13 protein-coding genes are annotated in these 14,193 nt (G+C 62.9%); 5 read left to right on the forward strand and 8 right to left on the reverse strand.

Annotated features, from left to right (window positions below; all coding sequences use genetic code 11):
* The first annotated feature begins 99 nt into the window (after nucleotides 1–99).
* Nucleotides 100–939 (forward strand): transporter, encoded by an 840-nt coding sequence (locus tag JSS27_18615; GenBank protein MBS0210961.1) that lies wholly within the window; start codon nucleotides 100–102, stop codon nucleotides 937–939.
* Nucleotides 940–955: 16 nt separating this feature from the next.
* Here JSS27_18615 and JSS27_18620 read toward each other — a convergent pair whose 3' ends face one another.
* The 3 genes from JSS27_18620 to JSS27_18630 are packed head-to-tail and all read right to left on the reverse strand — an operon-like array spanning nucleotide 956 to nucleotide 3,532.
* Complete coding sequence (locus tag JSS27_18620; protein ID MBS0210962.1) at nucleotides 956–1,789, reverse strand: phosphonoacetaldehyde hydrolase; 834 nt, start codon at nucleotides 1,787–1,789, stop codon at nucleotides 956–958.
* A 47-nt stretch (nucleotides 1,790–1,836) separates the two neighbouring features.
* Nucleotides 1,837–2,967, reverse strand: a complete 1,131-nt coding sequence (locus JSS27_18625; GenBank protein ID MBS0210963.1) for a TIGR03364 family FAD-dependent oxidoreductase — start codon at nucleotides 2,965–2,967, stop codon at nucleotides 1,837–1,839.
* A gap of 4 nt (nucleotides 2,968–2,971) precedes the next feature.
* Nucleotides 2,972–3,532, reverse strand: a complete 561-nt coding sequence (locus tag JSS27_18630; protein ID MBS0210964.1) for an HD domain-containing protein — start codon at nucleotides 3,530–3,532, stop codon at nucleotides 2,972–2,974.
* A gap of 305 nt (nucleotides 3,533–3,837) precedes the next feature.
* Between JSS27_18630 and JSS27_18635 the strand changes: the two genes are divergently transcribed.
* From JSS27_18635 to JSS27_18645, 3 genes are all read left to right on the forward strand, one after another.
* On the forward strand, nucleotides 3,838–5,103 hold the full coding sequence (locus JSS27_18635) for a hypothetical protein (GenBank protein ID MBS0210965.1): 1,266 nt from the start codon (nucleotides 3,838–3,840) through the stop codon (nucleotides 5,101–5,103).
* Between the two features lie 46 nt (nucleotides 5,104–5,149).
* A complete protein-coding gene (locus JSS27_18640; protein ID MBS0210966.1) occupies nucleotides 5,150–6,214 on the forward strand; it encodes a zinc-binding dehydrogenase in 1,065 nt (354 codons plus the stop codon).
* A 116-nt stretch (nucleotides 6,215–6,330) separates the two neighbouring features.
* Nucleotides 6,331–7,599: a metallophosphoesterase family protein gene (locus JSS27_18645; GenBank protein MBS0210967.1), complete on the forward strand. Its 1,269-nt coding sequence runs from the start codon at nucleotides 6,331–6,333 to the stop codon at nucleotides 7,597–7,599.
* 274 nt (nucleotides 7,600–7,873) lie between these two features.
* Here the strand turns inward: JSS27_18645 and JSS27_18650 are convergent, their stop codons facing one another.
* Nucleotides 7,874–9,496, reverse strand: coding sequence for a phosphotransferase (locus JSS27_18650; protein ID MBS0210968.1), 1,623 nt, complete (start codon nucleotides 9,494–9,496; stop codon nucleotides 7,874–7,876).
* Nucleotides 9,497–9,650: 154 nt separating this feature from the next.
* On the reverse strand, nucleotides 9,651–10,658 hold the full coding sequence (locus JSS27_18655) for a hypothetical protein (GenBank protein ID MBS0210969.1): 1,008 nt from the start codon (nucleotides 10,656–10,658) through the stop codon (nucleotides 9,651–9,653).
* A gap of 457 nt (nucleotides 10,659–11,115) precedes the next feature.
* Here JSS27_18655 and JSS27_18660 point away from each other — a divergent pair, with 457 nt between their 5' ends.
* Complete coding sequence (locus tag JSS27_18660) at nucleotides 11,116–11,439, forward strand: hypothetical protein (GenBank protein MBS0210970.1); 324 nt, start codon at nucleotides 11,116–11,118, stop codon at nucleotides 11,437–11,439.
* A 220-nt stretch (nucleotides 11,440–11,659) separates the two neighbouring features.
* Here JSS27_18660 and JSS27_18665 read toward each other — a convergent pair whose 3' ends face one another.
* The 3 genes from JSS27_18665 to JSS27_18675 form a co-directional block, all read right to left on the reverse strand.
* The gene (locus JSS27_18665) at nucleotides 11,660–13,258 is read right to left on the reverse strand and encodes a hypothetical protein (protein MBS0210971.1); all 1,599 of its coding nucleotides are present in this window, start codon (nucleotides 13,256–13,258) and stop codon (nucleotides 11,660–11,662) included.
* Between the two features lie 128 nt (nucleotides 13,259–13,386).
* Entirely contained in the window at nucleotides 13,387–13,602 is a 216-nt protein-coding gene (locus tag JSS27_18670) for a hypothetical protein (GenBank protein MBS0210972.1), read from the reverse strand.
* Entirely contained in the window at nucleotides 13,592–14,188 is a 597-nt protein-coding gene (locus tag JSS27_18675; protein MBS0210973.1) for a zeta toxin family protein, read from the reverse strand. Before JSS27_18675 ends, JSS27_18670 begins: the two co-directional genes overlap by 11 nt.
* Nucleotides 14,189–14,193: the final 5 nt, after the last annotated feature.

Here is a 14,193-nt window from a genome sequence, read left to right on the forward strand (position 1 = left end):
TCCTGATCCCTCTTGCGGCTGCGCCGCCCAGACAAGCGAGTTGTCTGGGTCCCCATCGTTGTGGTAGCGACCGCAACATCCGAGCAGCGGCAGGTGTTCATGATTCCTAACTTTCACAATCAGGCAGCGCGCTACCTTTGGGCGCTGGCCGTCTTGTTCGTCGCCGGCCAGGCTGACGCCCAAGTCTTTCGACGGCCAGCCCAGCCCGAGGAAGTGGCCAAGCGAGATGACTTCGAGACCGACCGAGATTCGTTCACCTTCGCCACCTCGACGGCGGCGGTGAAAACCACGATCGTCGAATCTTCGTACTCGTACATCGACAATCGCGTTGGCCCCTCGTCGCACAGCTATCCCGAGTTGCTCGTCCGCCACGGCATCACCGATTGGCTCGAGCTGCGCGTCGGCTGGAACTACGAGCAGGGGGGGCCGGGAGCCGTCTCGGGCAACGAAGTCGGCGGCGAAGATTTGCAAGCCGAGACGGAAGGGCGGTTGCTCTACGGCGCGAAGGTCTGGCTGACGCGCCAGGACGGCTTGCGCCCCAACAGCTCGTTCATCGTCCAGGGCTATACGCCGACGGCGGGGCCATCGACCGCCTCGACGATCGACGTCGGCCAGGCGTTCGGCTGGAAGTTCTCGAACGGCTGGAGTTGGAACTCGGCGCTGCGATACGCCAACGGCTATGAAGGCGACAGCGTGTTCGGCCAATGGGCGCCGTCAACCGTGCTGGACATTCCCTTGGGGCAACGCTGGCGCGCGCACGCCGAGTATTTCGCCATCATCTCCTCGGGCAAGCAAGTGCCGCTCAACGAGCACTTTGCCAGCTTTGGCGCGCACGTGATGTTGACGCCCAACATCGAGTTTGGCGACCGCTTCGGCGTGGGCCTGAACGACGTGACGCCAGGCTTCTTCAACAACATCGGTCTCGGCTGGCGCTTTTGACGCCCGCGTCGGCGCGTCAGGGCCGTTCACCAGCGGCCAGTCGCCGCTCGATTTCATCGAGCACCGGCAACAGGTCGGCCACCGAGTCGATGGTGTAATGCGCGCCGGCGGCGGCCAGACGCGCCGCCGCGTCAGCACACAGCTTGTCACGCTCGGCGGAAGCCAGCGCCTCGAGCGCCGCGCGCGACAGCCCCACCTCATTGCCGGTTCGAATCACGCCCACGGTCCACATGCCGGCGTTCCGCCCAGCTTCGATCCCCACGCGCGTGTCATCGACGATGACAATCGATTCGAGAGGGAAGACGCCAAGCCGGCGAGCGTTCTCCAGGTTGAGCCACGGCGCGGGGCGTCCTTCTTTCAGGTCGCTGGCGCAGAGCATTTCGTCGGGCCGGTAACCTTGCCGCTCGGCCAACGGCATCAGCACGTCCATCATCTCGCGAACGTAGCCGGTGCTGGAACCGATCTTCATTCCCCGCTGGCGACAGGCGGCCACCACGTCGGCCGCGCCGGGCAACAGGTCGGCGTAATCGGTCAGGCATTTCAACTGCATGGGCAGGAACGCGACGTACAGCCGATCGACGTCGACGCTCGTCGGCGCGCGACGATGGGCCTGCCGCCAGCGTTCGGCTACGGCCGGCATCTGTAATAGCGTTTCAATGTGCGCTCGCTTGGCCATTCCCATCGGCTCGCGGGCCTCGGCTTCGGTGATGGCCACGCCTTCGTCGGCAAACACGCGAACGAACGTCGCCGTCGGCGCGCGCGAGCCAAAATCGATCGTCGTACCGGCCCAGTCGAACAGGACGGCTTGAAGTGGGCCTCGGTATCGCGCGCCGGTCGAATAGCGTTGCATCGAGATTCTCGTTCCTTCCGACAATTCCTAGTGGTGGCCGAGCGGCGTCACGAGCGCGTTTGCCACATTTGCTCGGCCAGCCCCAACGACAACGTCATGCCAGCGCCCCCCGTGGCGGTGCAAATGGTCACTCCTGGCTGTGGTTCGGCGGTCAACACGTGCAGCCGCGGATGCTTGGCATAGATGCCATGCCAGCGCTGGCCGATGGTCCAATCGGGCAAGACCAGAAACCGCCGCAGCTCGGCCAAGATCAGTTCATCGATCCGCTGCTTGTCGAACGGTTCGATCTGGGCATCGTATTCATGCGAATCGCCGAGCACGACCTCGCCCAGTTCGTTTTGCGACGCCATCACGTGGATGCCATAGGCGTCCAACTCGGGACACTCGGCCGCCACGCGCTGCTTCAGCGCTGGCAACGACGGACAGCGTTCAAAGCTGTCGTAATGCCGCAACGTCAGCCCACCGGCCAGATGCGGCCCCAAGCGCCAATCGCCCGACTGAGCCACCGTGCGCAGCATTTGCAGTTTGCAGCGTCGCAATCCCGCCGTGGCGAACACCTCGGGAAACAAGGTCTCGAAGTCCGCGCCGCCACAGACGATGGTCCGCTCGGCCCGCCAGTTGCGACCATCGGTCGCCGTCAGCCGGGTGCCGTCGACACGGGCGATCGTGGTCTCGTACTCCAGCAGCACGTCATAGGTCGATTGCAGCCAGCGCGGCAACACGCGGAGCGTCTGCCGCGGGTCGACGCACATTTCGCTGGCGCTCCACAAGCCGGCCAGCAATCCCTCGCGGCGCACGCCCGGCGAATGATCGCACACGGCTGCCGGGGTAATCAGTTCACAGCGATACTCGCGACCGGCTTGCGAGAAGAACTCTTCCAGCACCGCCAACTCGTCCGCGCGGTAGGCCAGATGCAACGACCCGCAAGGGTTCAACCAGAAGCCGGCGCCGCGGGCCGCCTCGATCCACAGCTCGCGACTCAGCAGGGCCGTCTGGTGCAACTCGCCAGCCGGCTGGCCCACGGGCCAGATCATGCCAAAGTTACGAATCGACGCTCCCTGCGCGGCCGCGCTGCGCTCGAACAACAACACCGACTTGCCCCGTCGCGCCGCGGCCCAGGCGTGGGCCAAGCCGACAATGCCAGCCCCGACAATCGCGACATCGGCCGACGCAGTCATGGGCTTAACCTTTCACTGGTTGCGGTCGCGCGGCACGTTCGACGTAGGAAAAAAAGTGTTCAAGCGGCGGCGTCCGCAGATTGGCAACCTTGGCCGTGTCGTCCCAGCGGCGAAGTCGCACTGCCTCGCGCCAATGGCTCAGTTTCTCGAAGTCGGCCCGTTCGTCCGCGTTCATCACCCCACCTTGCAAGTGCAAGCTCTGTATCGACGGCGGACTAAGTTGATCGAAATAGCTGACGTCAACCGTACACAGATAGCGCTTGGCCGCCACGTGCCATCGAACCGGCTCGGTGACCGATGCGTCGAACCAGCGGGTCAGCCAGTGATAGCCGGCGTTTTCGTGATGGTCGTCGATCCCTTGCTCGGGGGCGTCGTCCGGCAAGTCGTGAAGCAGGTGCCCAATGTCGTGTAACAACGCCGCGGTGATCAGCGCCGCGTCGGCCCCTTCCTGCTCGGCCGACCAGGCGGCCTGCAGGGCGTGTTCCACCTGGGTGACACATTCGCCCCCATATTGCGAGTTGCCACACTGCTGAAACAACTCGGCAATTTGTGCCACGGAAGTCATCGCGCCGCCCTGGGTTGGATGCTTACGGACTGAAAGTGAACGCCTGTGAACCTGCGCCATTGTTCACGATCGGTTGCCAGTTGCAACCTGGGGCGGCGAGTTCACCGGCGGCTAATGAAACGCTCATTCGCGGCTGTTAAGATGCGCGGCTTGCCCGCCGTTTTGTGGGAAATCTGTTTGGTCCGGGTTGCGGCCTTATCGGTCGCACTGTTTTGCGAGACATGGTGATGTCGACCGCCCAGCTTCGCTTTCGCCCGAGCAGTGCGCCCGTCGAAGTCCCCACCTGGGTCTTTACCCTGTGGGCCATGACGGCGGCCTTTGGCACGTACTTTTGCATGTATGGTTTTCGCAAGCCGTTCACCGCGGCCGGGTTCGAGGAACTGTCACTGTGGGGGATCGGTTACAAGACAGTTCTCGTCTCGGCCCAAGTCTTCGGTTACATGCTGTCCAAGTTCCTGGGCATCAAGGTCATTGCTGAAATCGCGCCCAATCGCCGAGCCTTCGGCATCCTGGTGCTCGTCGCGCTGTCACAGGCCGCATTGCTAGGGTTTGGGCTGACGCCAGCGCCGTACAACGCGATCTTTCTGTTCCTCAACGGGCTGCCGTTGGGCATGGTTTTTGGCATGGTGCTCGGCGCGCTCGAAGGGCGCGCGCTAACCGAGTTGCTGGCCGCGGGCTTGTGCGCCAGCTTTATTGTTGCCGATGGATTCACCAAATCGGTGGGTGGCTGGTTGCTGGCCGCCGGGGTGAGCGAGTCGTGGATGCCGTTCACGGCGGGGCTAGTCTTCTTGCTGCCGCTGGTGGTGTTCGTGGCAATGCTGGGCTGTCTGCCGCCCCCCAGCGAGCGTGACGTGGCCGCCCGCAGCGAGCGGCAACCAATGACGGCCGCCGACCGCCGCGAGTTCTTCCTGCGCTATGCGGTGGGGCTGACTGGCATCATGGCGATGTACCTGAGCGTGACGATCTTGCGGAGCATCCGCGCCGATTTCGCGCGCGAAATCTGGCAAAGCCTGGGCTACGCGGATCGTCCCGGCGTGTTCACGACTTCAGAAATGATTGTCGGCTTCAGCGTGATGGCGCTGACGGCGCTGGGCGTTTTGATTCGCAATAATCGCTTGGCGTTTTTTGTGGCAATGGGAATGTCGCTGGCGGGCTTACTGCTGATTCCCGTGGCCATCCTGGGGCGCCGCTGGGGCCTGGATGGCTTTGTGTTCATGGTGCTGATCGGTCTCGGTCTATACCTGCCCTACGTGGCGGTTCATACGAGCATTTTCGAGCGGCTGATTGCCATGACCCGCGACCGGGGTAATATTGGATTCTTGATGTACCTGGCTGACTCGTTCGGGTACTTGGGCTACGTGGCGGTGATGATTGGGCACAGCGCGTTTCTGTCGGCCGGGGGTGGCGACGAAGTCAAGGAGAACTTCTTGCACTTCTTCGAGCCTGCTTGTTGGATCATCAGTGCTGCCGGCGGGGTGTGCCTGTTGGTCGCGTGGATCTATTTTGCTCGTCGCGTGGTGACCGAAACGGTGACCTGTGAAGAACCGGCGCCGGCGGCGGGAACCGCATGAGTCGTGGGCCATTTTTGAAAGCCGTCGCATGAGCACTGTGGCCGCGATGGTGTTCTCGGGCGCAGGTCGCCCATTGGAGGCGAAGCGATTCGCGCTCCCCACTCTTGGCGAGCGGGAGGTGCTCGTGCGCGTCACGGGCTGCACTCTCTGTGGTAGCGATCTGCATACGTACACGGGGCGGCGCAGCGTGCCGGTACCGACCGTGTTGGGCCATGAGATCCTGGGGCACATCGCCGTATTCGGCCCCGGCGCGGCGCGGCAAGACTTCACCGGCCAGCCACTCGCCGAGGGTGATCGCGTCACCTGGGCCATCGTGGCCAACTGTGGCGATTGCTTTTATTGTCGGCGTGACTTGCCAGCCAAGTGCCTGCACAGCGTCAAGTTTGGCCACGAACCGTTGCGCGACGGCCAAGAGTTGACTGGCGGGCTGGCCGAGTATTGCGTCTTGCCGCGCGGCTCGGCGATCTTTCGCTTGCCCGATCAGCTAAGCGACAAGGTCGCCTGTCCAGCTAACTGCGCCACGGCCACCGTGGCCGCGGTGTTGGAAGCGGCCGGCGCGGTTCGCAAACGAGCAGTGTTGGTCCTGGGGGCCGGCATGCTTGGGCTGACGGCGTGTGCCATGGCCAATCTGGCCGGCGCCAGCGCGGTGATCTGCTGCGATGTGCTCCCCGAGCGGCGACAAAAGGCAATGGCGTTTGGCGCTTCGGCCGTGGCCAGCCCAGACAACGTGGCCGAGTTCGTCACTCAATTGACCGACGGGCATGGAGTCGACGCGGTGCTCGAATTGTCGGGCTCGACCGATGCGCTGGAGCAATCGTTGCCGCTGTTGCGGCTGGGCGGGACTGCGGTCTTGGCCGGCGCGGTTTTCCCGACGCGGCCGCTGACGCTCGAACCCGAGCGACTGGTGCGCCGCAACCTGACGCTGCGCGGTGTTCACAATTACGCGCCGCGGCACCTGGAAGCGGCGCTGCGGTTCTTGGCCGCGGCCGAGCGATTCCCGTTTGCGTCGTTGGTGTCGAGTTGGTTGCCGTTGGCACATGCCGAGCAAGCGTTTCAACAGGCACACCACGGCCACGCCTATCGCATTGGCGTGCGCTGCGCGCCTGAATAATCCGAGGTAATCGCTTCCCCTCGCGATTGTCGGCATTTAGGTTTCACGCCACGGCTTCGCTGTGTTAAGGTAGTGGTTCCCGCCGCACGCCCCCGCCTTTACTCGAAGGACTCCCCATGTCGATATTTGATCGTCGCCAGTTTCTGGGTACATCGCTCGGTGGCCTGGCTGGTCTGGCCGCGGCCGGTCTGCCCGCATGGAGCATAGCGCGCGAGACGGCAACCGCCCAGGGGAAGCTCGACTCGCTGTTTCTCACCTGGCAACGCGACCCCACGACGACGATGACCGTGCAATGGCTGGCGCCGGCCAGCACCGCCGCCGACGCCACGGTTCGCTGTACCCTGGCCAAGGGAGAAGGATCGGCTCACACGGCCGGCGCCGCGCACAAGCCTTACCCGATGACCGACCTGCAAGTCTTTCGCGCCGAGTTAACCGGGCTGAAGCCGGGGACCGAGTATCAATTCACGGTCGGCAAAGGTGAAACGAGCTACCGCTTTCGCACCATGCCGGCCAAGGCGACCGACGCGTTTCAATTCATCTCGGGTGGCGACTGCGACGTCAACGAACACGCGGTGACGAACAACTTGCTGGCCGCGCGGCAGGATCCGATGTTCACGATCATCGGCGGCGACCTGGGCTACGACGACGGCAAGAAAGTCGACAAGAGCCTGGGCTTCATCCGCAATTACAGCCAGCAGATGGTCGATAGCCAGAACCGGTTGATTCCGCTGATCGTCTGCTTGGGCAATCACGAGGTCGACGGTGGCTATGGCAAGCCGCGCGAGAAGGCGCCGTTCTATTTCGCGCTGCACGACGGGCTTTACAAGGACCAGAGCTACGCCACGCTCGACTTCGGCGATTACTTGAGCCTGGTCCTGTTGGACTCGGGACATATCTCGCCGATCGACGGCGAACAGACCGCCTGGCTCCAAAAGGCGTTGGCCGCGCGGGCCGACGTGCCCCATTTGTTCGCCGTGAACCACGTGCCGTCCTACCCATCGTATCGCAGTCCCGATACCAGCTCGTCGAAAGACGGCACCGGCGAACTGAGCCGGAAACATTGGGTGCCGCTATTCGAGAAGCACAACGTCGGCGCGGTCTTTGAGCACCACGACCATACATTCAAGCGGACCCATGCGCTACGGGGTGGCACGCCGAGCAGCAATGGCGTCGTCTACCTAGGGGACGGTTCCTGGGGCAAGCTGCGTGCGCCGAAGGAACCCGAGTCTCGCCCCTATCTGGCCAAGACCGACGCGGCGTTCCATCTGTCGATCCATCGCCTGGAAGGGGAGCAATGCTTCCACTTGGCGCAAGAAGAAGGGGGCCGGATCGTCGACGCATGCGTAACGGCCAAACGGGCACTGCGCACCAAGACACGCTCGTAAAGCCGAAGCACTTCACAGACACGGCTTACTGATTTGATACCGAAAGGCGAGCACGCAAACACCCCTCCCTTCCAGGGAGGGGCAGGGGGGAGGGTCGAGGCGTTCACCGCCAATAATGCTACCACCAGGACTCCGTTACCGAATCAATTGCCGATCGGCCCGCAACCCGTTTACCCTCCCTCAGTCCCTCCCTGGAAGGGAGGGATGTTCATCGCGCGACTTGCGACGCATATCGCGATTGCACGCCGTTCCGCGAAGTTCAGCGGCTCAACAATCACGTCACACGTTGCCACAACTCGCGGCACGTCGGCGCCGCCGACTCCCACGTCGCTCGATAGACCTTGAGTACTCGCCACGAGTCACTTGGCGCAAGGCGCACTCCCAGCTCAGCCGCCAATCGCCCCAAGGCCACCAGATCTGCCGACTGCCAATCGATCCGCTCGCGCCGCGAGCGACGCAATCGCGCCCCGACATTCACGGCCACCGACCAGCGCCCTTCATGTTCATAAACGACCAGATCCCGTGGGCTAATCTGCTGGAAATAGATCCGCCAGACGTGCAGTTGCCCCAACAGCCGCACCGCCGAGCCGGCCAACATGACAAGCTGCCGCGCGCATTCGTCTGCTGGTAGTCTCGCCAGCCAAGCCGCGTGTTCGGCCAACGATCGCTGACTCGCGAGGGGTTGCACGACGAGCGTCGCCTCGACTTCACTCTCGCCGTTTCGTGGTGTCGCCAAGAGCATCCCTCGCGGCGTGGCAATCCCCCGCGCCCAAAGCGATTGATTGTCATGCCACAGCGATCGGGCGTGTCGATAACGCCAGCGCGCAGGCAGCCAATCCATTCCGCCGGCGATGCGAAGCAGGTCGACGGGCTGTGCGTCGCCGCCTAGCCTCACCAGCTCACGTCTGGCGCGCAAACTATCGAGCGTGGCCAGCAAGCTTGGAATCAACTCGGCCGGCACGTCGCGCGTGGCGAACCAATCGGCCGCGTCAGTCGCGCCCTGGTGATAGTCGCGATTCTCTTGCCAGGCCCGCCGGTCGCGGCGCGTGACCAGGCGGATCGAGTAATCATCGGTCAAGCGCGACACTTCCGCCGCCGCTTCGCGCAGCGTCGGTCGCGCCGTCCCCAGATCGGCGCGCCCCTCCAAATACTGCCGCAGCCAGCGCAGTCGCTCGCGCCGCGAGGCGCGGCCTCGCCAATCGTGATTGAGCATCACCAGATTCAGCGTCGCCGCACGCCACGACAGCGCCCGCCGCAGCTCGACTCCTGGGACATCGACTAGAAACAGTCGCGGCCCGGCCGCACGCGCACCCGTCGTCGACACGGCCGAAGCATCCGCCGGCGCGACCAGCAGATTCCCCCCGTGCAAATCGTTGTGACACACTCCCGCACGATGGGCCGCCGCGACCAGCGCCGCCAATGCGTCGATCAAATGCCGCCGCTCGTCGCAAGTTTCGCTCGATGCGCGTCCGGCCGGCAACTCGGCCACGTACTCGTTCAACGACCGCGCCCCGGCAACCGCCACGGTGACCAGCACGTTGTCGGTGGCGGCGCCGGCGGCCCAGCCGCACGCCACGGGCTCGACCGTGGGGAGCGCGCGCCGCTGCAATTCCAGGGTTCGCGAGAACTCTCGCTGGGCCGCCGAGCCGAACCAGCGCTGCCAGACTCGCCGCCAAAAGCCGACCCGGTGATCGTGCTTGACGAAGAACGACTGGTGCGGGAGATCGACGCGATAGACCGTGCGATGCCGGCCATGCTTGACGACTTCGACTTGTCCCTGACGGAACCAGTCGTCCAGCGGCAATTCGTCGCGCTCGGCCAGCTTGCGCCACGCCGGCGAGAACCGCCAGCGCAGCGAGGCGACCTGCTTCAGCGGCTGGTTTGCTTTACTCGACACGCATCCATGCTCCGTCGATTGGCTCGCGCGGCGGATCTAGAACACTCCCGCGTCGAGCCAAGTTTATCTGCCCCCAAGCCGGTGGCTCTGCCACCGATTCTCGGCGACAAGTCGCCGACTTGGTATCAACATTACCATACGCTCGCGAGAGTGATTAAAACACTCCCGCGTCGCGATCGTAGCCCAGTTCGGCCGCTTGCTTCAGGTCGCTCTGGGCTTCTTCCTTGCGTCCCAGCTTCTCGTAAACTTCGCCCCGATGGTGCATCATCACCGCCAAGTTCTCGCGATACATCCGCCGCTCGCGTTCGAGCGCCGCCTTGGCCGGCTTGCGTCGTTCCAACATCTGTAAGTTCGTCGCCTCGGACTTCTGGGTCAGCTCGATGGCCTGGGTCAAGTCCTTCAGCGCCGCGTCATGGTTCCCCAGCAGAAATTGCAGGTAGCCGCGGGTGTCGATGAAGGCCGCGTTGTCGCCGCCGACAAAGTTGATGGCGTTTTCGATGTCGACCAGCGCATCTTTCAGCTCCACGCCGGCCACCGCGCGGGCGTAGGCCCGGGCGTTCAGCGGAGCGGCATCGCGGGCCAGGCTGCGCGTGACGGCCTGATTGGCGTCGTCGATCGCCTTGCGAAACTCGTGCTTGCGCTGCCAAAGCATGCTGCGATACAGGTAAGCTTCCGACGTGCGCGACAGGGCCACCGCCCGGTGGGCGTCGTCGAGCGCCAGATCGACGCGCCCCGCTTCGAGTTGAATCGCGCTGCGCAGCCGGAAGATCTCGGCGATCTTGCGGTCCTTGGTGCCGCGTGGCTGAGCGGCATCGTCGGTCGGCGCGTCCAGGGGGCCTGCGGCCGGTTTCAGCGCCTCGTCGGCGCCGGCCCATTCGAGCGCGCGATCCAGGTTGGCAATCGCGTCGTCCAACTCTCCTTGGTCATAGTCAGTGATCGCGCGCTGGCAGAGAAAGCCGATCCAGGTCCAACGGGCGTTCTCGCCCAGCGACGACTCGAAGAACATCCCCACCGTCACCGCGGCCAGCAAGGCCAGCAACAGCAACCGTCCCCAGCGCCGGCTGGGCAGGCTGCTGCGCTTGATGGGCAACGGCCCTTCGTCGCCGAACTTCTGCGGCAAGGGAAAGCCATGCTGATCGACTTGGGGGTCAGGACGTTTCATCGGGGCGAGTGGGATGCCTTGGCAAGATTACAATCGGCAGCGGAGAGCTGATAAAGGCCGCGCACGGTCGGGCTCTGGTTACGCCGTCCTTCCCCGGGTGCTTGGCGTGGCCATCAGGCCGGCTCAGGGTACGTTCCGAGCCTCGGGATCGGAGGACAGGAACCTGCTTAAACCTAGCTCTTACCAGCAATAACGGCAAGCTCGGCAAGTCTTTCCACATTGCTAGCGAAGTATTGCGAGACTAGGTGAAACAGGTGATTGACGAAAGCAGGCGGCGGCGCTACTATCGGCAGTGTGCTTGCCGAGAACGCCTGGCGCGGGCCCATCGGCCCCTAGGTTGAAGTACCGCTGCGCCAGCCACGCGATCTCGCAAGCTGTCAAGCATGGTCGCCAAACGCGAACCGTTTGGCGCTCGGTCATCGATCTGAGGGTTGCTCAACTTAAGGAGGGACTTTCGATGCCACTGTTCGAAATTGAAACTGACTGCCACATCATTATCAGCTGGGCGGGTGACCAGGACGCCGCGGCTGAGGTCGTGCAGAAGGCCTATCCTGGCGAACGCATCGTACGCATGACCAAGCGCCCGCGCGACACTTGGGTGATCTCGAAGGCCGCGCTGGGCATCGCCGGCCCGACTGATCCTTGCCACACGGCGCGCGACTGTCTGAGCAAAGCTTCCGGCGACAAGGTGCATGCCATCCGGTTGTACATGCACGAGACGGGGACCGACCTGGAACGCGCCCGCCGCGCGATCGAGTCGAACATGGTCATGGGTTGGTAAGGCCCTGGCCTTAGTTCTCTGAGCCGATTCGTGAGCGGCCGCAGTCTGATCGTGGTTACTACCTAGACGCGGCCGCGCTGCCAAAGAGAGTCAACCGCCCGGGGCGCGCCGACCCCGGGGCGCGCCGACCCCGGGCCGCGCCGACTCCGGGCCGCGCCGACTCCGGGCCGCGAGCAGCTTCTTTTTCGTTACGTGCGACACTCTTGCAGCGCTGGTTCGATCACTTCGCTGGCATGTGATCGTTCTTCACCTTCTCGTAGCGCGGAGTTGCCGGCCAGAGAATCCAATCGCCGGGGGCCTTTTCGTCGACTGCTTTGCGGAACTCTCCATGTAAGAGAATCCAGCGCCATTCGCCCCGTTCTTGCAGGCTCGTATCGGTGGGCGGCAATTCAAGAGCGAGGCCAGGCACTCGTAAAGGAATCCCTCCGTCGTCGCGACGATTGAATCCGACGGAGTAGACCAAAGGCTGCTCGTCGACAATGCGATAACGCAACGCCTCTCCGTTGAACCGATCGACAGGAATCTTTGGCAGGTACACGGGAACCAACTCCGCAGCCGCTCGGGGCCAATGCCCCAGCTTTTCACGAAAACGAAAGACCGCACTAACCAGGCGCAATGCGTCAACCTGTTGATAGTATTGTTCTCGGGCCCTCAGCTCTTTCCATTTGCCACCGGCGTAGGGGACACCCGTCAGCGAAACAATTTGATTCCGCCGAACGCTAAATATTCGCTCACTCGCGGCGGTATATGCACTCGCGCCATCCATCCAGACGCATGCACCATCCTCGCGTTCGATGGTTTCCAGCAAACTTTCGCTCGTGGCGTGCAACTCGTGGCGCGACATTGTGAAAAGCGAGCTTACCGGTGCGAGCCAATCGCTCGGCAGACGGCTCTGTTCGTGTTCGCCACAGAACTTACGCGCAGCAGGCGCGAAAAAGCATCCTCCATCATGGCCGTCGTCGGTACAAATGCGCTGCAACATGTCGATGGCAATCAGCCGATATCGGTCGACCTCATAATTGTGCCGATCATCGACATAGGCAACGGCGCGCTTTTCGATCGCTATCAGTGCATTCGCGGTTAGTGTGGAGGGAAATTTCTCAAGGATATATGCCCAATGGAAGATCGCTTGACCGAAGAGAATATCGGCAACTAGCGTCTGACAGGCGACGGGCTCCGCACGACCGTGCCCGGCAACGGCAATCATGGCTTCCAAGTCGGCAGCGGCACGATCGCCATCACCTTGAGACGCTGCCCACACAGCGTCGCCGGCCAACACTCGCATCAAGATTCGCAATGCGAAGATCGCATCATTGGAGCAAAACACAATCGGCGGGTTCCCGATGCATGTCTGACTCGGACGAGTTTGGACGTCGTCGAGTTCGTTGGACATTCCAGCAGCGATCACCTTGGGCGACTCTTCGAATGACACGTCCAGCGAATAAATGAATCCGAGTTTGGGGCGATGAGACGCTTCACGAACCTCCGCTAACCGTGCCGCATGACGCGCGAGGTACGCAGGTACATCAGGGTCAGTGAACACCTGCCCTGCAAGGTCCACCCAATTCTCAGGCCAATCCCCATTGAGTTCTTGGGCGGCGCGTGCATAAATCGGCCAGGCACGCTGCTCCACGGGAATGGCCAGCACCTTTTCGTTCAACTCGGCAAGAATATTCCGCTTGATCTGCGGCGGGTTCGACCAGTAACGCCAGGCGAGAATGCCGTAGACGACGAGCAAAACAACCAGCACGCCGCCGGTCCACTTGAGCAGCCGCCGCGTCCAGCGTCGCAACCGGGATTGATGAGGGACTTCTGGCATGATGCGACACACTCGACCGCGCTAACCGGTGGCTGACGCCCCGGCTCTTGCCATTCATTGACGCTACAAACAATCTTCAGGGTGCCACTGGTGGCTTGTCTACCATTGCGACTCTCGCTCGGGCACGCCTAGGATTCTGAGCCGTTGGCCTGAGCGCGTGCGAACTCAGCGGCCACCTGCTCAGCAGGAATCTCGACAACTTCGCCGTTGCGCGAGAAGACCATCGGTACGCCAGCCTTTCGGTGACGCTCGATTGCGGCCAATAGGGCTTGGTCCATCGCCCGATCGATAGGCGTACCCTGCGCAAACAGGTCGTCGATGTTTACTTCGTGATCAGTCGCCATGAGCGTACGCTCCCTTGATTCGGTCCCAGAGCACAGGATCGTCAACCTGATCAGCCACCTCGTGCCGGCCAGACGCAATCACCCGCAATCTCCTGATCGACGAAGCATTATACATCCGCCAGCTCATCGCCAGTGGCTGGTAGATACCAAAAAAGTTCTTCAAACCTGCCTCATAGCGACGACGAATCGTCTCTTCAGGCACATCATGCCCGCCCAACCGAACACGATTCGCCACTCGCTTCACCGCTGCACTAGCGCTCGACAGCCACAGATAAACAAGATGAACATGGTAGCCCTGTTGAATCAACTGACTGAGTCTTGGTGCATGGGATCGCGCCGCCAGCGTCGTTTCAAATGCGAAATCGACCCGATGTCTGGCAAGTTCATCCAGACGTTCCAGCATGATCCGACCAGCCTCAAACGCGGCGCTGGCCGGGTCGAAACCGGCCAGCCCCTCGGCGATCACATCAGCGTTGACGAATTGCGTCACCGACAGCACGTCGTGCAACAGCGCCGGCGCTAACGTCGATTTGCCGGCGCCGTTTGGGCCAGCCAACACGATCAACTTGGGCGTCTTGGCGGCCATCGCGA

This window comes from Planctomycetota bacterium, from assembly GCA_018242585.1.
GTDB lineage: Bacteria > Planctomycetota > Planctomycetia > Pirellulales > PNKZ01 > JAFEBQ01.